Origin of the sequence: Paenibacillus sp. HB172176 (assembly GCF_011947265.1) — a bacterium.
Classification (GTDB): domain Bacteria; phylum Bacillota; class Bacilli; order Paenibacillales; family Paenibacillaceae; genus Pristimantibacillus.
On the sequence record NZ_JAATHD010000004.1, the window covers coordinates 74,058 to 99,713 of the forward strand.

The 25,656-nt window shown below is 54.2% G+C and carries 16 protein-coding genes; 8 read left to right on the plus strand and 8 right to left on the minus strand.

The genetic code is table 11. From position 1 onward, the window contains the following. Positions 1 to 89: 89 nt before the first annotated feature. From HFP08_RS07660 to HFP08_RS07685, 6 genes are all read right to left on the minus strand, one after another. The gene (locus HFP08_RS07660) at positions 90 to 1,532 is read right to left on the minus strand and encodes a nucleotidyltransferase family protein (RefSeq protein WP_168120002.1); all 1,443 of its coding nucleotides are present in this window, start codon (positions 1,530 to 1,532) and stop codon (positions 90 to 92) included. A gap of 58 nt (positions 1,533 to 1,590) precedes the next feature. Continuing rightward, positions 1,591 to 2,469 (minus strand): carbohydrate ABC transporter permease, encoded by an 879-nt coding sequence (locus HFP08_RS07665; protein WP_206109204.1) that lies wholly within the window; start codon positions 2,467 to 2,469, stop codon positions 1,591 to 1,593. Positions 2,470 to 2,487: 18 nt separating this feature from the next. Beyond that, complete coding sequence (locus tag HFP08_RS07670; RefSeq protein ID WP_168120003.1) at positions 2,488 to 3,372, minus strand: carbohydrate ABC transporter permease; 885 nt, start codon at positions 3,370 to 3,372, stop codon at positions 2,488 to 2,490. 82 nt (positions 3,373 to 3,454) lie between these two features. After that, positions 3,455 to 4,726 carry an ABC transporter substrate-binding protein gene (locus tag HFP08_RS07675; RefSeq protein WP_168120004.1) on the minus strand — a complete coding sequence of 424 codons (1,272 nt, stop codon included), beginning with the start codon at positions 4,724 to 4,726 and terminating at the stop codon, positions 3,455 to 3,457. A gap of 48 nt (positions 4,727 to 4,774) precedes the next feature. Next, positions 4,775 to 6,436, minus strand: coding sequence for a protein O-GlcNAcase (locus HFP08_RS07680; RefSeq protein WP_168120005.1), 1,662 nt, complete (start codon positions 6,434 to 6,436; stop codon positions 4,775 to 4,777). Next, positions 6,427 to 7,164, minus strand: a complete 738-nt coding sequence (locus HFP08_RS07685; protein ID WP_168120006.1) for an SIS domain-containing protein — start codon at positions 7,162 to 7,164, stop codon at positions 6,427 to 6,429. The genes HFP08_RS07680 and HFP08_RS07685 overlap by 10 nt, the downstream gene beginning before the upstream one ends. 585 nt (positions 7,165 to 7,749) lie before the next feature. Here HFP08_RS07685 and HFP08_RS07690 point away from each other — a divergent pair. After that, positions 7,750 to 9,531 carry an S-layer homology domain-containing protein gene (locus HFP08_RS07690; protein ID WP_168120007.1) on the plus strand — a complete coding sequence of 594 codons (1,782 nt, stop codon included), beginning with the start codon at positions 7,750 to 7,752 and terminating at the stop codon, positions 9,529 to 9,531. Between the two features lie 15 nt (positions 9,532 to 9,546). After that, the gene (locus HFP08_RS07695; RefSeq protein WP_168120008.1) at positions 9,547 to 12,099 is read left to right on the plus strand and encodes a two-component regulator propeller domain-containing protein; all 2,553 of its coding nucleotides are present in this window, start codon (positions 9,547 to 9,549) and stop codon (positions 12,097 to 12,099) included. A 75-nt stretch (positions 12,100 to 12,174) separates the two neighbouring features. Here the strand turns inward: HFP08_RS07695 and HFP08_RS07700 are convergent, their stop codons facing one another. Next, a complete protein-coding gene (locus tag HFP08_RS07700) occupies positions 12,175 to 12,891 on the minus strand; it encodes a GntR family transcriptional regulator (RefSeq protein WP_168120009.1) in 717 nt (238 codons plus the stop codon). A gap of 115 nt (positions 12,892 to 13,006) precedes the next feature. Here HFP08_RS07700 and HFP08_RS07705 point away from each other — a divergent pair, with 115 nt between their 5' ends. The 6 genes from HFP08_RS07705 to HFP08_RS07730 all read left to right on the plus strand — a co-directional run bounded on the left by HFP08_RS07705 (position 13,007) and on the right by HFP08_RS07730 (position 24,309). Next, the gene (locus tag HFP08_RS07705; protein WP_168120010.1) at positions 13,007 to 13,987 is read left to right on the plus strand and encodes an N-acetylglucosamine kinase; all 981 of its coding nucleotides are present in this window, start codon (positions 13,007 to 13,009) and stop codon (positions 13,985 to 13,987) included. After that, positions 13,984 to 15,312 carry a 6-phospho-beta-glucosidase gene (locus HFP08_RS07710; protein WP_168120011.1) on the plus strand — a complete coding sequence of 443 codons (1,329 nt, stop codon included), beginning with the start codon at positions 13,984 to 13,986 and terminating at the stop codon, positions 15,310 to 15,312. Before HFP08_RS07705 ends, HFP08_RS07710 begins: the two co-directional genes overlap by 4 nt. A gap of 641 nt (positions 15,313 to 15,953) precedes the next feature. After that, on the plus strand, positions 15,954 to 16,124 hold the full coding sequence (locus tag HFP08_RS07715; RefSeq protein ID WP_168120012.1) for a hypothetical protein: 171 nt from the start codon (positions 15,954 to 15,956) through the stop codon (positions 16,122 to 16,124). Positions 16,125 to 16,207: 83 nt separating this feature from the next. Beyond that, positions 16,208 to 21,313 carry a rhamnogalacturonan lyase family protein gene (locus HFP08_RS07720; RefSeq protein ID WP_168120013.1) on the plus strand — a complete coding sequence of 1,702 codons (5,106 nt, stop codon included), beginning with the start codon at positions 16,208 to 16,210 and terminating at the stop codon, positions 21,311 to 21,313. Positions 21,314 to 21,481: 168 nt separating this feature from the next. Further along, positions 21,482 to 22,771 (plus strand): hypothetical protein, encoded by a 1,290-nt coding sequence (locus HFP08_RS07725; RefSeq protein ID WP_168120014.1) that lies wholly within the window; start codon positions 21,482 to 21,484, stop codon positions 22,769 to 22,771. 260 nt (positions 22,772 to 23,031) lie between these two features. Then, on the plus strand, positions 23,032 to 24,309 hold the full coding sequence (locus HFP08_RS07730; RefSeq protein WP_168120015.1) for an FAD-binding protein: 1,278 nt from the start codon (positions 23,032 to 23,034) through the stop codon (positions 24,307 to 24,309). Positions 24,310 to 24,783: 474 nt separating this feature from the next. On the opposite strand, the gene HFP08_RS07735 is transcribed toward HFP08_RS07730, so the two are convergent. Further along, positions 24,784 to 25,653 carry a carbohydrate ABC transporter permease gene (locus HFP08_RS07735; protein WP_168120016.1) on the minus strand — a complete coding sequence of 290 codons (870 nt, stop codon included), beginning with the start codon at positions 25,651 to 25,653 and terminating at the stop codon, positions 24,784 to 24,786. Positions 25,654 to 25,656: the final 3 nt, after the last annotated feature.

Consider the following 25,656-nt stretch of genomic DNA (forward strand, 5'->3'; position numbering starts at 1 on the left):
CCGTACCCGATCAAGATTGGAAAGTCTGACCGACTCGAAGAGCATGTCCGAGCTGATAGTGCCTGATCGACCGAGCCAGACAGGCCATGTTACCACCCGTATCGCTCGGGACCCCAGGGCTTCGATGTGAGCTCCTGCTTCACGCTGACAATCGTTCGATTGGGCACATCCTCCTGCAGGAGTACGCCGGGGCCGACGATGCTGTGCACGCCGATCTTCACGCCAGGCATCAGAATGGCATTCACGCCGGTTCTGCTGTAATCGCCGAGATAGACGGCGTCCGCGTATGCGCGCGGCAGCTCGCGTCTGCCCTTGATTCGGTGAATCGTCTGACCGTCGTCGAAGCGCAGCGTGCCGCATACGGTGGCGGCTCCAAGATCGGTGCTCGCACCGATAATGCCGTAGAACTCCATATAGTGATACAGGTACACATTATCCATGATGAGCCCGTCCAGCTCCGCGCAATGGTTGATGACGCATCGGCTGCCTACCGAAGAGCCTTCGGCGAGATAACAATAATTGCCGATATAGCAATCATTGCCGATGACATGATTTCCCTGCAAAATAGCGCCATTCTCGATGACGGTGCCGCTCCCGACAATGAGATTGCCGGACACGGACACATTCCTGCCGATTCGGCTCCCTTCGCCAAGTCGGACGAAGCCGCGAATATCGGCCGAAGGATCGATTGATGCGCCTTCGGCCAGCTCATGCTCGGTCAACACTCCGCACCGCTTGCTTACCAGCAGCTCGTTCGCCTGTAAAATATGCCAAGGCTTATCCATATCGATAAACGCTTCATGCGCTTCTACAGCGGGAATGGAGCCGCCCACATGGAGATAATCGACAAGCGACATTTCCAGATAGCCCTCCGGGGCGGGCATCATGCCTACCTGCACCCGAGAGAACAGCCCGGAGTTGGCGGAGCAGACGGACAGGAATTCTCTTGAAAAGGCGAAGGCGCCGAAGCGATGCGTATAACCGTCGCGCGGATGCCCCATAATATCGGCGATTTCCAGCGGCTCTCCGCCGTCCGCCGCGCCATCACTACCAGCCCTTCCAAGCCGGCAGCATATCCAATCCTGCGAGGGCTCTTCTCCCAGCGGAGCGACGAGCGCTGCCGCAGGGCTGCCCCCTCCTTCGAAGCGGGCAATCAAACGAGCTAAATCTTCCTTGCCTACAACGGTATCTCCATAGAGCGTCAGAAACGGTTCATCCACTTCGAGCCGATCCGCCGCCGCGAGCAGCGTGAACGCGGTCCCGCGAGGCTCGGCCGCGCCGACGCGCACAACCTGAACAGCCTCGCGCGCTCGCGGCGACACATCCTCTCCCTGCCGGAAATAATTTGTGATCTGCTCGCTCATGCGTCCGCCCGCTACAATGAGCGTCTCGAAGCCGAGCTCAAGCAGGCTCTCGACCTGATGCGCGATCACGGGTTTTCCCGCAACGGGAATCATCGCTTTCGGACGGAGCTCGGCGTAGGGCCATATTTTCGTACCGTCGCCTGCGGCTAATAGAATAGCGGTCTTCAAGCTCCATTCGCCTCCCCTATGTGAGGAACGCGCCCAACAAGGACGCATTCGTTCCTTTCTACTTCAATGCGCCCTCGGTTAGTCCTGCAACGATATAACGATGGAAGAAAATATAGAGAATAATCATCGGAATCGTAATGAGCGCGAGCGCCGAGAAGAGCAGCTTGTAATCGGTCATATAGCGGCTTGAGAATGCGAGAAGGCCGACGGGGATCGTCTTCAGCGCGTCATTCTGAATATACAGCATAGCCAGCAGCAGCTCGTTCCACGCATTGAGCGCCGAGAATATCCCGACCGTCGCCATGCTTGGAATAAGCAGCGGGAAGATGATCTTGCGGAATAGCAGGAAGTCGCCGCAGCCGTCCATGCGCGCCGCTTCCATGAGCTCCTTCGGCACCGAATCCAGATAAGCCTTGAGCAGGAAGATCGCAAGCGGCAGTCCCGTTCCGACATATGGAAGAATAAGTCCCAGATACGTGTCCTTCAAGTTCAATTGTTCGAAAATATAGCTTTGCGCGATAAAGAAAGATTGCAGCGGCATGAACAGTCCGAAGACGAACAGCAGCATCAGGAAGCTGCTGCCACGAAAGCGCAGCTTGCTGAAGGCGAACGCTGCGAGACTGGCAAGCAGCAGGATGCCGACGATAGTCGCTGATGTGACGATAACGCTGTTCTTTGCGTACGTGCTCATATTGCCGATCGTCCAGGCCTCCGACCAGTTTGAGAAATGAATGCTGTCGGGCAGGGCGAACGGCGAGGAGAAGATTTCTCTATTTTCGCGGAAGGAAGAGAGAATGAGCCATAGCAAAGGGTAGAAATAGAAGCAGGACAGGATGATCATAAACAGATAATAGAAGATCGCAGAGAACCGCTTGCTGCGGCTTTTTTGCTCTTCGGCGCGTGAATTCTTATGAATGCTCAGGGCTGTAGTCGCCAAGGTCAGCACCTCTTTCTCTTAATACTCCAGCACATCGGAGTCTTTCCTCTTCAGCTTGTTGGCGATAAGGCCAATGATTGCGATGACGAGCGTCATAATGACGGCCAGCGCGGAGCCATAGCCGATGCTCATATGATTAAAGACGACTTTGACGAGATAAGTCGTGACGATCTCGGTGGAATTATACGGTCCGCCGTTGGTCATGACATAGAACAGATCGAAGGATTGGAAGCCGGTCAGCACGCACAGCATGATGGCGGTGTCCACCAGGCTGCGAATCATCGGCACCTTGATCTGGAAGAAGATTTGTCGTTCATTGGCCCCGTCCAGATAGGCCGATTCGAAGATTTCCTTGGAAATGCGTTGAATGCCTGAATAGAAAATCGTCATATAAAAGCCGGCATAGATCCATCCCGAGACGATGCAGATGGCGTACAGCGCTGTATCGGGATTGCCAAGCCAGACTCTGGTCCAGCTATCCAGTCCAATCGCGTTCAATATGGAATTGATCAGGCCGAAGTCGGAATTGTACACGAACTTCCAGAGATAGGAGACGACGATCATCGGCAGCATGACGGGCGTGAAGAACGCGAGCCGGAACAAGCCGCTGCCCTTGCGACCCATTGTAATGAGTCCAGCCAGGCCAAGTCCGACAAGCACCTCGACAACAACGGTAGCCGCGATATAAATGAGAATATGGCCGTAGGAATGGATATAGATGCGGTCATGAATGGCTCGCGTATAATTATCGAGTCCGGTAAATTCCATCTTGCCAATTCCGTTCCAATCATAGAAGCTGAAGAAAAACGTCATGGCAATCGGCACGAGCACGATGAAGGCGAATAGCAGTACGGCAGGGGCCGTGAAAAGATAGGGTGAGAGTTTGTTGCTTCTGCCGGACATCGGCACACCTCCAGGTATAGACTAGGGAGGAGGAGGGGAACCGCGTTGCGGCATTCCGCCTCCTCCATGCCTCTAGAGCAAATTATTTCTTAAGCGGAGCAATGGTCTCCTCAAGCTCGTCAAGCGCAGCCTCCGGCGCTTTCGCGCCTCCAATCACTTGCGAGGTCGCCATATTAAGCGCGTTTGCCACTTCGATGGAGTAGCCGGTGTCGGGAGGGGACACCAGTACGGGCGCATTCTGCATGAGATCATTCAGGCTCAGGGAAAGCGGATGAGTGTTTTCCTTGTCGATGCCTGTTTTCGTAATCGGCACCGCGCCTGCGTCCGACAGCTTCTTCGACGATTCATCGGAGCTGTACAGCTTCATGAAGTCGATGGCTTCGTCGATCAGCTTCGAATTTTTGTTCACGACCATGCCGTTCAGCACGCCGATGACGCTGTCCTGATTGCCTTTGCCGTCCGGCATGGCGGGCGTATTGAAATAACCGAGCTCCAGCTCCGGCGTTTCCTCGACCGCCGTAGGCACGAGCCAGCTTCCGATCGGATGCATCGCGCCATTGCCGTTCAGGAACAACATGTCGGCTTCGTTGTCCGCAATCGCATTGACATTGTCGTTAATGTAGCCTTTGTCCCACAGCTCCTGTACATAGCCGTAAGCCTTGGCGAAGTCGGGCGAATCGAACGGCTGCTTGAGCTGCAGCGCTTCGCTGTACGCCTCTTCTCCGACCACGCGGGAGATGAGATGGCCGATCCAGTTGCCCGCCGTCCACAGATCCGAGTTGCCGATGACGATCGGCGTAATGCCCGCTTGCTTGACCGCCTCGCATACGGCGAGGAACTCTTCCCAGGTTGTCGGCGGTTCGAGCCCGAGATCGCTGAAGATCTGCTTGTTGTAGAAAATGACATTGGTTACATCGCCGGCTGTAGGGATCATATACGTCTTTCCGTCGATAATCATGCCGTTGAAGCTTCCGTCAGCGAACATATCCTTCAGGCCGGAGCTTTCAAGCTGCGAGGTAATATCCGCGGCGTAGCCGTCAGCCACTCTCGTATCCAGACGTTGCCCCGCCCATTCGAAATACAAGTCGGGAGCGTTCTTGCCGCTTAACAGGTTGGGAAGTCCGATTGTTTGATAGGTGTCGTCGTCCTGGAAATTGAATTCGACCTTAATGCCTTCATGCTCGCTTTCGAATTGCTTGCCGAGATCCTCCCACACCTTGATCAGTCCTTCGCCGGGGGAGCCCATGGCGATTCTGAGCGTGCTTTGTCCGCTCCCCTCGTTTGTGTTGCCCGAGCAGCCGGCAAGCGCGGTGACCAGCATCGCCGCAATAAGTCCAAGCATCCATTTTTTCATGTGAAAATCGCTCCTTTTGAATGGTTTATTCATTTTGAACTGCCTCATTTATTTGGTGAAGCCTTGATCCAGCAGCTTGTTCATGAAGGACGCAAGCACGTCGCCGAACACATAGGCGCTGTCTTGCCGGTACCAGGCATATTCGCTTTGAAGCTGCTCAAGCGCCCCTCCGGAAGCGTCGTTGTCCAGATAATCAATGGCATGAAGCAATAATTCGCAGCCTTGCTCGTACTTGCACAGCCAGCGCTCCAGTTCCCCCATGAGAGCGGGATATTGCTCGCTGCTTGCGCGCAAGGCTTGGGCGGACTCCGCCATGCGAAGCGCGAATTGCTTCATTCGCTTGATGGCAAGAGGGCGTTCCTCCGTTTTCTCATGCTTATATTCGAATTCGAAACGCGTCAATGCTTTCTCCAATTGCGGCGCATCGGAGGGATGCAAGCAAGAATAGCGGACATTATCCGCAAAGCGGAGGAAGTCTTCACGCAGCGTCCCTCCGACGACAAGACCGATCGCCTTCCTCCAGCTATGCTCCGAATCGTAGCGGACGGGATTCCATGCATAATCCGCAATTGTGGCAAAGGCGATTTTCGAGCTTTCCGGGAGGCTCATGCCGTTGGCGATAATGCCTCTTGAGAAACAGTATAGCTTCGCATCCCGCTGCCGATACGGCCCGATATGAAGCTCGTCGGTCATTTCCATGTCGTTCACCGGGTAATTGTCCCAATAAAGCGGAGGACGGCTTGCGTTTCTGGTGAAGACGGCTGCTTCCATTAAAGTGATTTCCTGTGAGCAGATATTGCGGCCCGTCCAGAACAAATCGATGGAGGGATGGATCGCTTGACCAAGAGCTGTAATGTAATATTCCTCGCCCTTTCCCCAATACTGCGTAGGACAGACGATTAATTCGATGCAGCTGTCCCATTTCCGCAAATCGTGAAAGCATCGGTTAATCAGCCGGATATGGGCAGCCGCGAGGTCCGGGTATGCGAGCCTGTCCTCGGCATGTTGAAGCTCCTCCGGAATATCGTCGAGCAGCAGACCGAAGCGCCTTATGCCAAGCTGATAGAGCTGCTTCGCTTTGAGGAGCAACGCGGCGTAATCCTCCTCGCTGGAATATTGCATGGATAATCCGGGAGCTATGCAATAATAGAAATGCAAGCCCAGCGCCTGTGACGATTGCATGAGCGCCTGCAGATCCGCGCCGGCCTCTTCGTTGTACAGCTCCCGCCACTTCTCTCTGTGATAGGCGTCATCCTTCGGGGCATAGATGTAAGCATTCATATTCTGATCCGCGATGAATTGCAGCATATCCAGCCTCTGCGCGAACGTCCAGGGCTTCCCGTAGAAGCCTTCAACAATGCCCCGCAGCGGGAAATGCGGATATTCATAAGCAACGTCGTTATTCCAGACGGATTGTCGCGGCTTCTTGCGAAAGAGGTTGAGCGCGTATCTCAATCCCCTGATGGATGAGCACATAATCTTCAGTACAGCCTTTGCGGGCGCGCCTTCTAAAGCCATTTCGTAAATTTCGTCCGAAGCTCTGCAGAGCTCTTCGATGTATGTGAATCTTCTTGCGTTCGAGCGCACGACGTGAATATGAATATCCCCCTCACCCGTCGTAGTGAAGCGATAACCATGTCGATTGCTCCAGTAACGAATGAAAGCAAGATCCGTCGAATTGTCGCAATCGGCGGATAGCGTCATAGACATCGAATCTCCCCCTTGTATTTCTGAATGAGGCGCTCATTGCGGAGATCTCCGCCGTCCGAGTTGCTGCTTGCGAATAGCTCGGGATGAAAGCCGCGCTGCAGCAGCAATTCAATGGCTTCGGCTGCCAGCAAATTGACGATGAAGGCGCCAATGACGGTGGAGGTGGGCGCCGCCGACTCCGGGAGTCCATCGATGCGAACGGCGGCGTCTCCGATACAGCCATGATTGTCGATCACAATGTCGCTAATCTCATGCAGGCGCAGGCCGCTCGCATGTCTGGAGGCCGAGCTCGCGGCTTGCTTCAGACTGGTCAGCGCGATAACGGTCATGCCAATCGCTTTGGCTTCCAGTGCCATCTCTACGACAACCGCGTTCCGGCCGGAATTCGATGCAATCAGAATGGCGTCTCCGGGCTTTGCCGGCTGCTGCGCCAGCAATAAAGCAGACAGACCGCTCAGACGCTCCATGGCTGTGCTGAGTGAAGCATTTCGGTGGAGCATGAGGCTTTCTTCTAATATGGGATTGATGCAAGCGAGTCCTCCGGCACGGTAGAACAGCTCCTCGGCAAGCATATGGGAGTGCCCCGTTCCGAATACATGCAGCTTGCCTCCTTGCAGGATGGCGTCCGCCGTGCTTTCGGCCGCTTGCCTAATAGCAGGCAGCTCCTCATCTTGGACGGATTGCATCAATCGAGTAATGGCTTCCATATATCGCAAGCCTGCTGTCAATCCTTATCCCCCCTTTTTTCTCAACCTGGGACATGCTGCCTTCATTTACCTTAGTTAATCAGCCTAATGTCATATTTCCTTACATACAAATGACGTAATTTAAAATACAACTAAGGGAAAATGATGGGAAATCAATACTAACCGCAAATTTGTAATGACAACATAACTCTATATTAGTAATGATCGCAACAAAAAGTCAATCTATTTTTATGAATTTGTTTTATTTTTAATTGGAATAGATAGAAGAGTACATGACTTGGAACGTTTATCCAGCTAGATCCTGTAAGCGTTATCTAATATTGATATTGAACGATTGTTACGAAATTCAAGTTTTTGTAAGAAGAAAAATATGTAAATTGGATATGACGAAATTAAATAGTTGACAATTTGTTGTGATTATAAATAGAATAGACTTAATTGTTACTACAAAATAGTAATAAAAGTTGACATGGAGGTGACGCGTATGGGAGGGACGCTAGAAGGACAAAAGTGATTGGGGCTGTAAATGCTTGTTCCAGAGCCGAATGTTGAAGAATGCTTTGTAACTGTAATTGAAAAGATGGAGAAATGAAGGAGGAGCGCGTAATGAAGTTGAAATGGAAGCAGACAGTATCAGCTCTTGCCATGACATCGGCCTTGTCGTTGTCGTTCTCGTCAGTATTTGCTGCGTCGACAGCCGCCCCGGAGAAGATTCCCGCGTGGGCATCCGGGGAAATAGCCGCATGGCAAAGCATGGGGCTGCTCGAGGGAGATCAGAACGGACTTATTCATCCGAATGACGGCATTAAGAAAGCGGAATTCGCAGCGCTGATCAATCGTATCTTTCGATTCAGCGAAGAGAGCGGCCAGATCTTTGGTGATGTTCCGTTGTCCTCATGGTACGCAGCCGATATGTACAAAGCGGCAGCCGCCGGCATCATTGTCGGCAGCGGCAACGGGAACGGGGACCCGCTTGAGATTCTGACCCGCGAGAAAGCCGCGTTGATGCTGAGCAGAGTATTCCATGCCGAAGCGGGGACGGATGCGCCGTCAAGCTTCAGGGATGATGCGGATATCGCGGATTGGTCGAAGGCTGCCGTTTATGCAATGAAAGAGGAAGGCTATGTCGACGGCACGCCGCAAGGCGACTTTCTTCCGCAGAAGGCCTTGACCCGCGCCGAAGCGGTCAAGATGATCAACAATGCCATGGGCGAGCTCATTGCGGACAGCGAAGATCATGAGGGGCTTTCCTCCGGAAATTTGGTCGTGAATACGCCTGGAGGACAGTTGTCGGATCTGGATCTGAGCGGCAATTTGTACATTACATCCGGTGTAGGAGAAGGAAACCTTGGCTTGACGAATGCAGAAGTCGGCGGGACGGTGTACGTCAATGGCGGGGGTACGCACAGCATCACTTTTGTCGACAGCGATTTGTTCAAAGTCGTGATCGATAAGAAGAATGGCGCTGTTCGCGTGGTCGCAAGCGGCTCTACAACGACTGGTACGCTGAATGTGCAATCTGCGGGCATCGTGGAGAATCAGTCGTCGACGCCGATCGGGCATGTGAATGTCATGACGGACAATGGCGAAACCGTTCAGTGGACTGGCGATGCGGACCAGGTAACGGTAAGCGGCAAGACGGAATTAATTGTGGGACCGGGAAGCATTGATGCGTTAATGGTGACTGCCGAGGCATCCGGCACTCATGTCACGTTGAATGAAGGAGCGAAGATTAATCAATTGACATTCGATTCTCCAGGCTCGGTTACGGGAGAGGGTGAGATCGATACTGTGGTTGTTAATGTGGAAGGCGTCGAATTCAGCAAGATGCCGACTCATCTGACCTTGAATGCGGGCAGCGTGACGATCGCGGGCAAGGTGATGACGCAAGCCGATATTGAAGCCGTATCGGGCGGCAGCGGAACCGGCGGCAGCGTCGTCGTGCCGACGCAGCCCAAGACAACGAAGCTGTACAGCTATGAGGAGGCATTAAGCAGCTTCTCCTCTACTGGCGCCGAAGGCTACGTGAAGCAATATTTGACCTTCCTGCAGGATCCGACCTATACGCCGGCAACGGCTAATCCCGACGTAGACATGCCTGATTTGACGAATGCCAATACATTTGTAAATTATCAATTCGACGTACAGCCTTCCATCTTCCCGTCCATGCGCGGCGTGAACACATCGGTACTGGATGAATCACGGACATACTTGTGGATTGGCACGGATGAAGGAGTGACCAAGATCAAGCTGAGTACGAATGCGATGAAGGATTACAAGGCCGAGGATAATCAATTAAGCGATGATAAGGTGCTGCTGCTCATACCGGACGGTCAGACGGGCGTGTTCGCGATTACGGAAACGGGCGTATCACATATTTATCAATAAGAGGAGGACTACGCGATGTTGAGAATGAATAAGCGCGGCAAGGCGATTACCGGCGCAATGATTATTGCGATGCTGCTTGCGCAGCCTACGGCTTCGGTATTCGCTGCGAAGCTGCCGGGATCGAGCTATTCGCCTGTACAATTGGAAGCCGTTCAAACGAAGGAAATGACGTATTACAAAACGGGCTCCGCTTCAATTCCCGCCGACATCGAGTGGGTCGAGGATTCGACTGCTCTTGCCTTTCTTCCGCTGTCGGTGATCGGCGATGTGACCAGCGTGGTGAAGGATAAAGACGGGGTCTATTGGATTGGCACCGAAACGGGCTTGCAGCGAGTGAATTTCAGCGAACCGGATACGAAGGATATCGTGCAGTATATGGCGGGTCCGCGTTATCTCTACGGGGGGGACGATCACGTAACCGGACTTGCGAGCGATGGCGAGGGCGGCATATGGGCAAGAACGGCGAGCGGAGTTACGCATATCGCCATGCCGGAGAGAACGATGGAAGAGAAGGCGGCCATCTACGAGGATGTGACGGCATCCGTGAATGATCGCCGGGGCATGGTGAGCGACACGAAATTCACCTTCACCGAAACGAATGGCTCCTTCGACGCAATAGACTACAATTCGCCGACAGGCGTTTTCACTTCGCATGCTACGACCAGCGATAATGACGGTCTATGGACAACGATGTACGCGATGGGCGAAATATTCCGTTATCAAGCTCTGCAAGAGCAGTACGGAGCGAATGCAACAATGGAGGAGCAAGCGGAGATCGACGAAGCGAAAGCGACGGCCATTCGGTCAACGAAGGCCGTGCTGTTCCTGGATTATGTGTCGGGGCGCGGCAATGGTTTCCCGGCGCGGTCTTACATGCTGACCAGCGAAGCCAGCGCGGCGACAGTAGGCAATTCCGTATACGGCTATCAGTCGCAGAACGGCTTCTGGTTCCAGCATTTCGTCGGACCTGACGCGGTGAATCCGAACGGCATTATTCCAAGCATGCAGCGCGATGACGCGGAGCCGATCGGATATTCTCTGGTTCGCGTGACGAAGGATGCCGAGAAGAAGCAAGGCTCGACGTTGTTCCCGAGCGGCGGTACCGATGTAATGAACTATAATGGCCTTGGCCTGAGTCAGGAGGCCATCGATGAGCTTAACTTGACGCGTCCTGACGGTCAGAAGCTCGGAATCGACATTAAGACGATCGTCGGTACGGAAGACGGCAATCCGATCTATCAGGTGCTGCCGGTCATTACGAACGCGACGAACAATCAGAATGCGGCTGAGGATAAGACGACGGGCGAGAGCAACAAGCCATTGTTCCAACTGACCGTTCCGGTGTATGAGCAGATGCCGACCTTCTTCAATGATTTGTTCCCGGAGAGCGTCATCGTAGACGGACATATCGATATGAATCAAATCGTGTACAAAGCGGATACGTCCTCCGATGAGGTGGACGGGCATTATGCGATGTTCTATACCGCCTACAAGTATCTGGTCGGCGACAGCACCGATCCGGAATTGCTGGAGATGAAGTCGATTATCGAAGAGGCAACTCATCGCATGACGGAATTGATTTTGAAGGACGATCATTATTACATTGAAGACGCAACCGGCAAATCGACGCAATGGTCGAGATGGCTGGCGAAATATTTCAATGACAGCATCGGCGTTATGGAGCAGCAAGCGCAGTGGGAATCGAAGGTTGGCGTCGATGAGAATGGCGATGACGCATTGTCCTACGGCTATGAAGACGGGCCGCTGAACGCGCTTGAGGTTATGGCGGCATTGAAGGTGGCGAGCTACATTACGGCGGATAGCTTCCCTGTGGATTCCGCCAAATACGAAGAGGCGTACAATCAAACCTTCGAGGGAAGCTACAGCAAGGATGAGCCTTACGTGAACGGCAAGGGCTATATTCAGATGGCGCTCGATTATATCGATCGCAGACTCGTTCGCCAGGCGACCAATGCATACAACGACAATGACAACATGATTGTAACGCCGGAGAATTTCGGCGAAGCCAGCACGAACGCGAACGCGACCCTGCATAACGACTGGACACAATATATCAACTATTCGGATGAAGAGCTGGGCTGGTTCCCCGTGTTCATTCTCGTCACGCTGGAGCAAGACGAGGCCAAGCATAAGCTGATTGTGGAAGCCTTCGATCAATGGTATTCGAATGAGGTTCGGGAAGAGAATCCGTTCTACACGTTCTTGTATCAATTGGCGCATCCGGACAAGAAGGATGTGGATCTGCAGTCCGCGGTTCACTTCATGTACCGCTTGCAGGAGTATCTGATTACCTTCCCTGTACAATGGAATCGTCAGGATGTCTTCTACATTGAGCCGGGCGATCGTGACGATTATAAGCAGACGAACATTGTTCTCGCGCCGGACGAGAGACGCAGTCAGAAAAATAACGGCAATCCGTTCGAGAATGATAATCAAGTGGAAGGCGTTAATCCAAACTATAATTACAGCTCGGGCGAAATCGTGGCAGGATCGATCTTCACGCTGCCGTACTGGATGGGCAGGTATTTCGAAATTATTGCAGAATAAGGTGAGGGCAAGAAAGGGGGGAGGATAATGTCCTCCCCTTTGTAACCACATTAGAATTTATTAAAATGGAGACAATCACTCGAACTGCCGCTCGATTGTATAGCTCGGGAAGTCTCCGCGGAATACGCCGAAGCTGTACTCCAGCGGCGTATCGTCCTCGAGATAGCTGAAGGTGCGGACTTGAAGGCAAGGCGAGCCCTCCTTCACGCCAAGCAGCTTGACGGCGGTTTTGTCGGCGAGCACCGGCTTCAATTGCTCCACGGAGCGATGAGCTTTAAGCTTGTAAGCAGATTCGAGAAACGAGAATAAGGAGCCGTCCTTGTAATCATTGGCGAGTCCCGGAGCCAGATCCCACGCGATGTGGGTCGTTTCATAGAGAAGCGGCTCGTTGTCAGCATAGCGAACGCGAAGCAGTTGATTGATTGGAGCCTTCAATTTGACGCCAAGCAGCTCATGAAGCGGGGTTTCGGCAGGCATCACCTTGGCTTCGATAATAACGCTGGCAGGCTCCTTGCCGTTCATGAGCACATCCTCAGCGAAGCTGCGCGTCTGAATCAGATGAAGCTCCTTGCGTTTGACGAAGGTGCCTTTGCCCTGAAAGCGCTCGAGAATGCCCTGCGATTCAAGCTCGCTCAGCGCCATCCGAATGGTTGTGCGACTCGCGGAGAAAAGCTCGCATAGATCGGCTTCTGTGGGCAATTTCTCTCCGACTGTATAAACGCCGGATTGAATTTGCTTGAGAAGTTGTTCTTTAATATTAAAGTATAAGGAATTATTCGTTCTCTTTGTCATTACAACTTTCCTCCGAAATCAAATTTGTTACATTATATCATGGAAAATCGAAGGATGAAATAGGAAATTATCGAACAAGACAGACTAATCATGTCAAGTATAGGAGTGGAGATGTATGTACCTAGCGGGTGTGGACGGCGGCGGAAGCAAGACATTCGCGGTTGTGTCAGACAGTCATGGAGCGATTCTGGGATCGGGAGCGGCAGGTTGCGGAAATCATCAGATGATCGGAGCGGAGGCGGCAGTCGCGAATTTGAAGCTGGCGCTCTCTCTGGCGCTGGAGGAGGCCGGGATCAGGGAGGGGCAGCTTTCTTTCGTCCAATTCGGACTCGCGGGTGCGGACAGGCGCTTTGACATGGATAGATTGCATCCCGAAATCGAGAAGCAGATGCGTCTTCGGGAGTGGAATGTCGTATGCGATACGATTGAGGGCTTGCGGACCGGCAGCCCCGATCACCTCGGCGTCGTGCTGGTTTGCGGAAGCAATTCGAATGCGGCGGGCAGGAACAAAGCAGGGCAAACCGTGCAAGTCGGCGGGTTTGACGCATTGTTCGGCGACCGGGCTGGAGGCTATTACTTGGCCGCGCAAGCCTTCGGCAGAACGATTCGATCCTGGGAAGGGCGCGAGCCGCACAGTTTGTTGGTCGAGCTTGTGCCTGCCGGGCTCGGCTTCCCGGGCATGCAGGAAATGATGGATTATTATTTGGATGAAGAGATCGAGACGGCGCCGCTCCAGCTGTCGTTCATTGTTCATGAAGCAGCGGAAAGCGGCGATTGGCTCTCTCGCGAATTGTTGGGAGAGATGGGTAAGGAGCTGGGCATGTCGGCTGCAGCCGTTATTCGCAAGCTCGGCGGCTTTGGGGAAGAGACGGTGCCGATTGTGCTTACCGGAAGCATCCTTCAATCGGGCAGAAGCCAGCTGCTGCTGGATGCGCTGGAGAAGGAAGTGAGCGCGGCTCATCCGCAGTATCAGCTCATTATACCGGAGCTGGCGCCGGTGTTCGGAGCCGTAATGATGGCGATGGATCATTTGCATATAGAGGTTACAGATGAGATTATAGAGAATTTCGAGAAGTTTGGAGGACATCGCAGATGAAGAGAAACCAATTGAAACTAGCGGTAATCGGGGGTGGATCCTCCTATACGCCTGAATTAATAGAAGGACTGATACGTTATCATGATGTTTTTCCCGTCGCCGAGCTGTATTTGGTAGATATCGAAGCCGGCTGGAATAAGCTTCAAATTATAGGAGAATTGTCGCAGCGAATGATTGACGCCAGCGGCAAGCCCATTAAGCTTCATCTCACATTGGATAGACGGGAGGCGATTCGGGGCGCTGATTTCGTCACGACGCAGATGCGCGTAGGCATGCTGGATGCAAGATCGCGTGATGAGAAGATTCCGCTTAAGCATCGCCTGATCGGCCAGGAAACAACGGGAGCCGGCGGTTTCGCCAAGGCGCTTCGCACGATTCCTGTTATACTGGATATTTGCCGCGAGATGGAGGAGCTTGCTCCCGAAGCGTTCCTGATCAATTTCACGAATCCGGCCGGCATGGTCACAGAAGCGGTTAACAAATATTCGAGCATCAAGTCGGTCGGGCTTTGCAATCTGCCAATCAGCACAAAGATGCAGATTGCGGAGCTGTACGGCATTTCTCAGTCCCAGCTGTTCATCGAGATGGCGGGCATTAATCATTTGAACTGGACAACCAGGGTTGTCATTGAAGGAAAGGATATGACGGAGGATTTCCTGAGGAGACTGTCAGGCTCGAAGAGTCTGTCGATGGCCAATATTCCCGATCTGGAATGGGATTCCGCCTTTCTGCAATCGCTGGGCGCGCTGCCCTGCGCGTATCATCGCTACTACTATATGAAGGAAGAGATGCTTCGCGAGATTATGGAGCAATACAAGAACGAAGGGACGACCCGCGCGGATGTGGTCAAGCATGTGGAGGCGGAATTGTTCGAGCTGTACAAGCAGCCGGAGCTGAACGAGAAGCCCGCGCAATTGGAGCAGCGCGGAGGCGCTTATTATTCCGAAGCCGCCGTTCAGCTCATGAAGTCGATCTACAATGATATAGGAGATATTCAAACGGTGAATGTCCGAAATAGCGGCATTATCGCCTGCCTTCCGGACAACGTGACCATCGAAGTCAATTGCGTGATCAAGTCGGACGGTCCCCATCCGATCGCGCTGACCAAGCCGCTTCCTCCACAGATTAGAGGCTTGCTGCAGGTGGTGAAGGCCTATGAGGAGCTGGCGGTCGAAGCTGCCGTGCACGGCGATTACCATGCAGCGCTGCAGGCGCTCACGATTCATCCTCTTGTCGGCGACGAGCAGATCGCGAAGGCGGTTCTGGACGATATTTTGAAGGAAAACGAGCCTTACTTGAAGCAGTTCCATGCGCAGAAGGCGTAGTGGGAATGGAGTGTAACGGATCGGCGGCACTGATAACAGCATAGCGTCAAGCTTCAGTTGCCCTTTGCGCGCTTCGGTGCGCAGGGGGCTTTTTTGGCGGACAGATTCCTTCAGGCCTTCGGAAAGATTCGCCTGCCGCGCAGTTGTAACGGACATTTGCGACCTTTAGAAGCTCATTTTTTCTAATTCGGATTTTTAACGGACATTTGATCCGTTTAGCGGTTCAATCCAGTTGTCTGTGCGATAGAATTAGCCGCTAAGGTGACCAAATGTCCCTTACAGCAATCAGGCATCAAATAAAGCCGTGTAAGAGGACCAAATGTCCGTTACAGGGGGGAGTGTTTTCAAAAACGCTATCTGGTGTTTGAGAAACGGAATTTAGCGGCGTCAATTGGAGCATTCCGGCTAAATGAGAGACATCTTGCAAAATAGTTCCATAGCCTGGCATCCTACGTGTTGCGAGGTTTTTTGGCGTGCAAAAAAATGGAATAGACGAGGTGGTTTGGAGGCCGCTAGCATGGTAGTTGCCACCTTAGAACCGACCTGGAATTTTTATGCTGATGAAAAGGGCCTGATGAAGAAGCCGAAAGAAGAAGCTTGGCGGGACATTCTCGGGCAGGAGAAAGGAGGGACAGTAAGGCTTGGAAGGGCAACGTGTTGCCGGTTCTACAGTAGTACAAATCAGCGAATGTCAGGACAACATCAGCGACATTAGATCATTAGGACAGCAGGATATCAGGACATCAGCAGAACATCAGCGCAATGTCAGCGCACTACATGATACCTTAAAACATCTGCACATTACCAGCTAATACTTACACATAATCACGAAAGCGCATACATGATCTCGATGAATCTCGCGAAATTCTATTGAAGAATAAGGAGTGAATAATCATTGGCGAATAAGAAACTCAAATATATCTCGTGCTTGCTGGCGCTCGCGCTGCTCTGTTCCAATGCTGCATTTGTCGCGGCGGCGGATACCGGAGGAGCGCCGGTTCCGGATCAGCTTATCTCAAGCACTGATTTCGAGGATGGGGATACCTGGGGTTTCATTCCCGGAGGAGGCGCCACGGCCGTCGTCGATGCGGAGGAGGGAGGGAACCATTATTTGAACGCCGGCGGCAGCGGCAGCGGCACGCGGCAGATTGTCAAAACGCTCGTGGAGCCGACTGATTCAGCGGCGATTCTAATGCAATTCGACTGGAAGCCCGGGGAGGTTTCCACGGCGACAAATTCCAGCGAGGTACTGATTAGCGACGCCAATGGAAGCCCGCTGCTTCGGCTTGCGAAGGCTGGCGGGCCTGACGGCGGCATCAGCTACGGCATCGGAACGACTGGAACGGATTTGTCGGGCAATACGGAGGTAACGGGTGTAAGTAAGGATGGAAGCTGGCTTGAAGTGGAGATGCGGCTTGACTTCATTTCGGAGACGGCGTCTCTCTCGGTCTCGGACAAGGCGAATGCGGCGAACAGCTTTGCGGTCTCGGACATCTCCTTCAGCGCGCTTAACTATACGAATCACATCGCCTCGATTACCCTTAGAGGAAACCGGGCGAGCGGCAACACGCTGGGCTTCACTGCCGGTATTGACAATATGGGGATCTACGGCTCGGCGGAGGCGGCTCCCGCGCAGGGCTTGCAACAGATTACCGTTATCTCGAGCGTGTATGACAGCAGCATAACGATCGAGCAAGGTACGTTGAAAGAGGCTGTGATCGCTTCCTTCCCTTCCCAGCTTGACGTCAAGCTGGATAACGATGCGATCTTATCAGGGATGCCCGTTGCTTGGGACAGTGCGGATTATGATGCGAATCAGCTCGGTTCCTACACCTTCACGGGAACGCTCGACCCGGAGGGCATACCGAACGTGGCGAATGACGGCGGTGTTGAGGCGGTAATTGCCGTTACGGTGATTGCCTCATCCGAGCTGCCAGTAATAGAGGGCTTCGATACCGTTTATTACACCGATTTCGGCGATACGGCAGATGTTATTCCTCCGAATTGGGGCTTTGCGACGGCGAACGCAGCGCTTTCGATTCACGAGGGCGATCTTGCCGGCAACGCCACGCCCAAGCTGCAATTCGCCATTGAAAATCAAAGCGGAGGACGCGTGGCGTCCAAGACATTCGGGCAGGCTGTCAAAGGCAATCGGATTCTCGTCGCATTCGATTGGTATCCCGGACAGATGAATGACAAAGGGGCGAATCCGAACGAGAACGGCGGTGAGTTCCGCGTGCTTGACGCGTCGAACAACATTGTGTTCACGCTGAATTATACGAATAACGCGGCATTTACCTACTTCGCAGGAGGACGAGCCGAGACGGCCGAGGCGACGGCGTTCACTGATCCGGAGGCATGGTATCGCGTTGAAATCGAATTCGATCTGTCCGGGAACGCAGCCGAATTGAAGCTGACGAGCCTTGCGGACGAGTCGACCGAATCCCACACGGTATCGCTGGATGGCGTCGCGTTCGACGGCTCTGTCGCCACGGTCAGGCTTGTCGGCCTTCGCACCTCGGGCAACAATCAGACATGGACCTCGTATCTGGACAATTTCGGCGTATACAACGTATCGATTCCGGACAACACAATCGTGAGTGTCGATCCCATTCCTTATGTGCGCGTATATGCGGGTGAAACGGGTCAAGATTTCTCATCAATCGGGCTTCCGCAGACTGTGCAGGTGACGCTCGCGGACAGCTCCAAGGCGCAGGCGGAAATTAGCGAATGGACGACAATCGGCAGCGCATGGAATCCTGCGGTCGCTGGCGTGTACGAATTCCGCGGAGAGCTTGCCGATTCGGAAGAGCTGGACAACAGCTTTGAACGAAGCGCGACTGTCTATGTCTATAATCGGCTGCTGCCGCCGGATACGGAACGTCAGGCGGAATGGCTGGATCGCGGCGTAATCGCATTGAAGGCGGATGACGGCATCTTCGTCAGCTGGCGGCTGCTTGCCGACGAGTACGACCGGGATGTGATGTTCAACCTGTATCGGAACGGGGAGAAGCTGAATGAAGCACCGCTTGCCGTGACGAATTTCCTGGATGAGGCCGGCGCGGCGGGAGACTCTTACTCTGTCGAGACGTTGGTGGACGGCGCATCGACGGAAACGAATGAGCGAATCGCGGCGGAGAACGATTATTTGTCCATTCCGCTGCAGAAGCCGGAAGGAGGAACGACGGCGACGGGGGATTATACGTACACAGCCAATGATGCCGGCGTCGGCGATCTGGACGGCGACGGACAATACGAGGTGATCGTCAAGTGGTACCCAACCAACAGCATTGACAGCTCGCAGCAAGGAATGACGGGTCCGACGATCTTTGATGCTTACCGAATGGACGGCACGCTGCTGTGGCGTATGAACATGGGGCTGAACCTGACGTCGGGCGCCCACTATAATCAGTTCATCGTGGCGGATCTCGACGGGGACGGCAAGAGCGAGATGCTGATCAAAACGGCTGACGGAACTACGGTATACGGCGCGACGGACGGCATGGCTGACGAATCCAAGCTGGTGTCCCAAATTGGGAACCCTGCCGACAACGGCATTTGGGTAAATGAGCAAGGCCACATCGTTGGAGGTCCCGAATACATGACGGCCTTCAACGGAGAGACGGGCGAAGTCATCGACACAGTAGACTATGCGTTCCCTCTTGGAGACGTCGCATCATGGGGCGATACGTGGTACAACCGTTCGGATCGTTTCCTTGCGGGGCTGGCTTACCTGGATGGGGTGAAGCCCAGCGCTGTATTCGGCAGGGGCTATTATGAGAGAACGACATTTGTCGCGTACAGCCTCGTGAACCATCAATTGGTACAGGAATGGACCTTCGATTCGGCGGCGGAAGGCAGAGGAGGCGGTCTCGGCTACCATAGCCTTGCGACCGGCGATGTCGACAATGACGGGTATGATGAAATCGTTGCGGGCTCTCTGACGCTGGATCAAGACGGATCGATTCTCTACGTGATGGATGGAGAGATGGGACGCGTAACCGGCTCGCATGGCGACGCGCTGCATCTCGGCGCGTTCGATCCCGACCGGGAAGGGCTGCAGGTATTCGGCGTGCACGAGGTTCCGGCGGTTGCCTCGGTCGAATATCATGATGCCGCAACTGGAGAGACGCTTGATTCCTATTATGCATTCGTCGATGCAGGCCGCGGGTTGGCCGCGAATATCGCTTCCGCTCCCGGCTACGAATTCTGGGGAACGGGCGGCGCGGACGCCGAGAGCGGCGGAGGCATATACAACGTGCAGGGAGAGGTTCTTGCGGACAGCTTCAGGAATGCGGGATTGTCGGTCAACTTTGCGCTCTATTGGGACGGCGACCTGCAGCAAGAGCTGCTTGATCAGACCTCGATTTCAAAATACAACGAAGAGACCGGCCAAGCGGAGACGATCCGTAGCTTCGATGGCGTCGTCAGCAACAACGGAACAAAGGCGACGCCGTCGCTGCAGGCCGACATACTGGGCGATTGGCGCGAAGAGGTGCTGCTGCCGTCGGAGGACAGCTCGGAGCTGCGCATATACAGCACGACAACGCCGACGGAATATCGCCTGTACACGCTGATGCATGATCCCGTATACCGCAACGCGATCGCTTGGCAGAACACGGCGTACAATCAGCCGCCGCATCTTGGCTTTTATCTGGGCGAGGATGTCAGGTATGAGGTGCTTGCCGGCGAGTTGCATGCGCCGAAGCTTGCCTATACGAATGGACCTTCCACGGAGGAGCCGGAGAGCCCGGACGACACGGGCACGAACACCGGCGGCGTCATTCAAGCTCCATCCGCTTCAGTGGAGCAAAGGGAAGACGGTTCGGTCCTGGTGACGCTAACGGGACGGCAGAATGCTTCCACCGGAGAGCTGGAGGCGACGCTTGGAGCAAGCGAGCTTGCGTCGGCGCTGGCCAAGGCGGCGGTCGGCGAGAATGGCAAGAAACGGATCGAGCTGAAGCTTGCGGATGTCGCCGATGCCATCAGGCTGAGGCTTCCGACGGCCGCCGGCGAAGAGACCGACTTCACGCTCACGATCGAGAGCGCGTCCGGCATTGTCGAGCTGCCTGCGCGATTGCTTCGCGAGGCGGCATTATCCGGCGAAGGGGAGATTGATCTTCTATTCTCCGTCGACCGGATTGGAGAATCGGGCGAAGCGCAGGCGCTGTCATGGAGCGAGACGGAGGAGCTCGCGGCAGTCATGGTTGCCGTCGAGGCTGGCGGCAACCAGCTGCCATTGGCGCTCGAGGGTGAAGGCGTTCAGGTAACCGTGCCGTATGCGCTGACCGAGGAAGAAGCAAGAGAGTATGAACGGCTCGCCGTTGTCTATATCGGAGAAGACGGAGGCCGCGAGCCGGTTTATCTGGGAAGATATCGAGAAGACAAGGAGGCTTTCGTCTTCGAAGCAGCGCAATCGGGAAAATATGTCTTGTCGCTTGTGCAGAAGACATTTGGAGATCTTGCGCATCATGAGTGGGCGCGCCATGCCGTAGAATCGCTGGCTGCCAAGGGCATAGTGAGCGGCATCTCCGAGACGAACGGCCTGTTCGGTCCGGACGCTTCCATTACGCGCGCGGATTTCCTCCTCTTGCTCATGCGCTCGCTGGGCTTGAAGGCGGAGGGGGCGGACTCATTCGATGACGTGCCTTTGGACGCCTACTACGCGGAGGCGGTGCTCGGGGCGAGAGCGCTTGGCATCGCCAGCGGCAGCGGGGACAATCGATTCGATCCTATGGCTCCGATCTCCCGTCAAGATATGATGACGCTCGCATCGAGAGCTTTGGAAGCGGCGGGTATGTCTCTGCATGAATCGGACGCCGCTGCGCTTGAGAGTTATCGCGACAAGGCATTAGTAGCGAATTATGCGCTCGAAGCGGCAGCGTCGCTGATTGAATCGAAGTTAATCGTCGGAGCGGACGGCATGCTGAATCCGCAGGACGAGACGAGCAGAGCGGAAGCGGCTGTATTCTTGTACCGCATCTATCAGTTGGAGGACTGACCGCGTTCGCGAGGCGGGCCGCTTGCAAGCGGCCCGCCCCTTTGCGCGCTCGGACAGAGGAGGAATCACGCAGCTTGCTTTGACGGACAAGAGATGCGCTATTTTGATAAAAGCACAGAGAACCTTATTTGGCTCAAAAGCGCAACTTATACCAGGAGGCGGAAGGGTATGAATCTATCAACTAGAGAGGCTGTATTAGTGGGGAAAATCGACATTGCCGAAGCGGGAGACAGATGCAAGCTGCTGCTCGGCGATCTGGACGGCGATGGAAGAATGGAGCTGCTAATGGTGCAGGCAAATGGCGGCATCGACGATAGATATGTGCCGCATCAGGTGCAGTGCCTGACCGCTTACAATTTGGACGGCAAACTGCTTTGGCAAGCAGGGCAGCCCGATCCGCAGCCGGGCGGACCCGGCTCGGATTATCCGGCTCAGATATGCGATATTGACGGGGATGGAGCCAATGAGGTTGTCTGCGTCATGGACAAGAAGCTGCTCGTCCTCGACGGCCGGACGGGAGCCGTCAAGCGCGAAGGCGCGCTGCCGGATGACGAAGCGCATGATTGCATCATTATCGCCAACCTGAGCGGAGGGGAAGCGGCCAGGGAGCTGATCGTGAAGGACAGATATCGCCGCATGTGGGCGCTGGACAGCGATTTCCAAGTGATGTGGACGCATGAAGGCAACTTGGGACATTTTCCATGGACCTATGATTTGAACGGGGATGGACGAGATGAGGTGATGGCCGGCTACGATTTGCTGGACAGCAAAGGGAACAAGCTATGGTCATGCCGCGATCTCGAGGATCATGCGGATTGCGTCTGGGTCGGCGATGTGCTCGGTCAAGGCGGTGAGAAGCAAATCGTCATCGGCGGCAGCGTGACGGTGATGTATGATATCCGCGGCAACGAGCTGTGGCGGTATGAGGGCTCGATCGAATCGCAGCATATCGCGTTGGGCAAATTCAGAGATGATCTGCCGGGACTGCAGGTCGCGGGGATTGATCGCATCGTGCGCGGCGATACGGGCGCGAGGATGACGGGGAGCGGCAAGGATGGGATGTTTCTGCTGGATTCGCAGGGACGCGAAGTATGGAAGGAGGATCGCAAGACCGACGGCTGGTTGACGATTATCGAGACGCTGCGCGGTTGGGATGATTCGGGTCTGGATCGTATTCTTGCCTATCGCCGTGGAGGGGACGTGTATCCGACGCTTTATGATGGGTATATGCGAGAGATCGCTAGCTTTCCCGTGGACGGCTACGCGGCTCATGCCGATCTGACAGGAAGCGGCGAAGAGCAGGTGCTAATCTATACGAATAAGGCTGTTCATGTGTTCGGCCGGGAAGGTTCGAAGGCTGCGGAACTGAAGCTGAAGCCTTCGAATCCCGGACGAGCCTTGAAGCAGGAGAAGCGCTTGTACGCGTCCACCTTGTACCCGGGAGGTCAGTACGAATAAGCGTTAGGATCCCGAACAGGAAGTGGGAGCCGCCTGAAGGAATAGGGGGATTGCGCTCGCATTCGATTTTTCTCCGGATAGAGACAATTCCCAGCGATTCAGCTAAACTGAGGAAGAGCGGGGAATTGTTATCACCTTCTCTTGAAGGATTCCAAACGAAGCCTGGATTATGAGCGAGGGCTCTGGAGTCATTTGAAAGAAGCATCATCTTGGCCATTTACCTGGAGAAGGCTTGTATGGCATAGAAGGAGTTATAGGACATGCGACAACAGACATCGAATTGGGCAGGCAATTATTCATATTCCAGCAAACGTTTCCATGAACCCCAAAGCATCGAGGAGGTGCAGGAGCTCGTCTCCGGCAGCCGCCGAATCAAGGTGCTTGGATCCCGGCATTCCTTCAATTCGATCGGCGATACGGATGAAGATCATCTGTCGCTTGCGAAGCTCGACCGCGTCATAGATCTTGACCGCGCGAACGGCAGAGTAACGGTAGAAGGCGGCATTCGGTATGGCGAGCTATGCACTTTCTTGCACGAGAACGGTTATGCGCTGCATAATCTGGCATCCTTGCCCCATATTACGATAGCGGGGGCATGCGCCACGGGTACGCACGGCTCGGGCAACGGCAACGGCAATCTTGCAACTGCCGTGCATGCGATGGAGCTTGTGAAAGGCAATGGAGAAACGATACAGTTCACGCGCGACCAGTCTGATGCCGAGCTGGCGGGAGCGGCTATCGGACTCGGGGCGCTCGGCGTTGTGACGAAGCTGACGCTGAACGTGCTTCCCTCCTTCGACATGACTCAGCATGTCTGCGAAGGGCTGCAGCTTGCTCGTCTAGACGGCAGAATCGACGAAGTATTCGCCTTGGGCTACAGCGTCTCCCTGTTCACGGACTGGCGAGCATCCGCGTTCAATCAGGTCTGGTTGAAGCGTCTGGCAGGCGCGAAAAGGGGTCGGGAGGAGACGGATGCCGAAGAATTGCTCGCCGGTCTGGGAGCCTCGCTCTCTCGCGTCAATCTGAACCCGGTGCCCGGAAGCGCGCCGCTGAATTGCAGCGAGCAGTGCGGCATTCCCGGACCATGGCATGAGCGGCTGCCGCATTTCCGCATGAATTTCACGCCGAGCTCGGGCAATGAGCTGCAGAGCGAATATTTCGTCGCGCGGAAGGATGTTTACGATGCCTTGCGCGCTCTGGACAGCATCCGGGAGCAGATCGCGCCGCTGCTCATGATTGCGGAGACTCGCACGATCGCGGCGGATGATCTCTGGATGAGTCCTTGCTACGATCAGGACTCCGCCGCCTTCCATTTCACATGGAAGCCGGATACGGCTGCGGTTCGCCGATTGCTTCCGTTAATGGAGGACAAGCTTGAACCCTTTGGCGTGCGGCCACATTGGAGCAAGCTGTTCGAGATGGAGCCGAAGACAGTTCGAGGGAGATATTCGAAACTGCCGGATTTTCAAGCGCTTGCCGGCAAATGCGATCCAGAGAGGAAATTCGGAAATGAGTTTCTGGAGTCATATATTTACTGAGCTTAGAGGCGACAAGGGAATATTCCCTTGTCGTTTCTTTACAGAATTCATAAAATTTTGAGTAGACTTGGATGCAGCCAGGCGGAAAGCTAACGAAGATTGATAACGTTAAACTCATAAAAAGACATCGATTTCAAATCTAACGAAGATGTATCGTCTTATTACATGGTTTTGGGCTGAAATCCTGCTCCCTTTAATGAAATAGCGATATCAATATTCTTTAGATTCAGGCAAGCTGAAGATTCAGGCGTATAACGTTATGAATCTTCCTTAGAATCTGATGGTCTTGGTCTGAGATTCTTCAATTCCATAAATGTAGCGAAATGAGCCGCAGGTTTATCAGCCTTCGTCTATCCGACCCTGATCTAAGCGCAAGGACTACCATGTTGCTTCCCGTTTCCCGACAGGGAAACGGAGCGGCAACAGCTTGCCCGTTACCCCCTGCGTCAGAATAGCATTTTGTCTATTCTCTCTTCATTCCTTCACCGAACCGAGCAGGACGCCCTTTACAAAATATTTCTGCAAGAAGGGATACAGCAGCAGGATGGGGAGCGTGCTCGCCATGATGGTGGCGAATTTCAAGGAATCTGATAGGAGCATGCTTGCGTCGGCCGCCGATTGCGCGCCCGGCCGGGCGGATAGCGTTCCCTGGATAATCAGATCGCGCATGACAATCGTGAGCGGGAATTTGTCCGGGCTCTTCAGGTACAAGATAGGCTTGTAAAAGTCGTTCCACAGCGCCACGGCTTGGAACAAACCAATTGCGGCGTACACCGGCTTCGACAAAGGTACAACGATGCGTATGAACAAGCCGAAATCCTGAAGGCCGTCCACCTTGCCGGCGTCGTACAGAGGCTCGGGAATGCTTTGGAAGAAGGTGCGGAACACCAACAAGTGAAACGTACTGACCGCGCCGGGCAAGACGATCGACCAGATGGAGTCCAGAATGCCGACCTGCTTGGCGACCAGAAAGCTCGGAATCATCCCGCCGCTGAACAAGATCGTGAACACGATGGCAAGCAGCAGCGGTTTGCGAAACATCATCTTCTGCTGCGAAAGCGCGAAGGCGCCGAGCGAGGTGATGATCAGGGACAGAACGGTGCCGACCGCCGTATATGCGATCGTATTCCGGTAACCGGCGCCGATCCGGCCATCAAGGAAGACTTCCTTGTACCACATCAAGGTAAAGCCTCTTGGCCAAAACCACACCTCGTTGCGTATAACATAAAATTCGCTGCTGAAGGAAATGTTCAGCATATACCAGAAGGGATATATCGTGATCAACATGAGCCCCGTCATAAATGCGGCGTTCGCCATGCCGAAACCCGTCACGCGCTTTCTCATCCG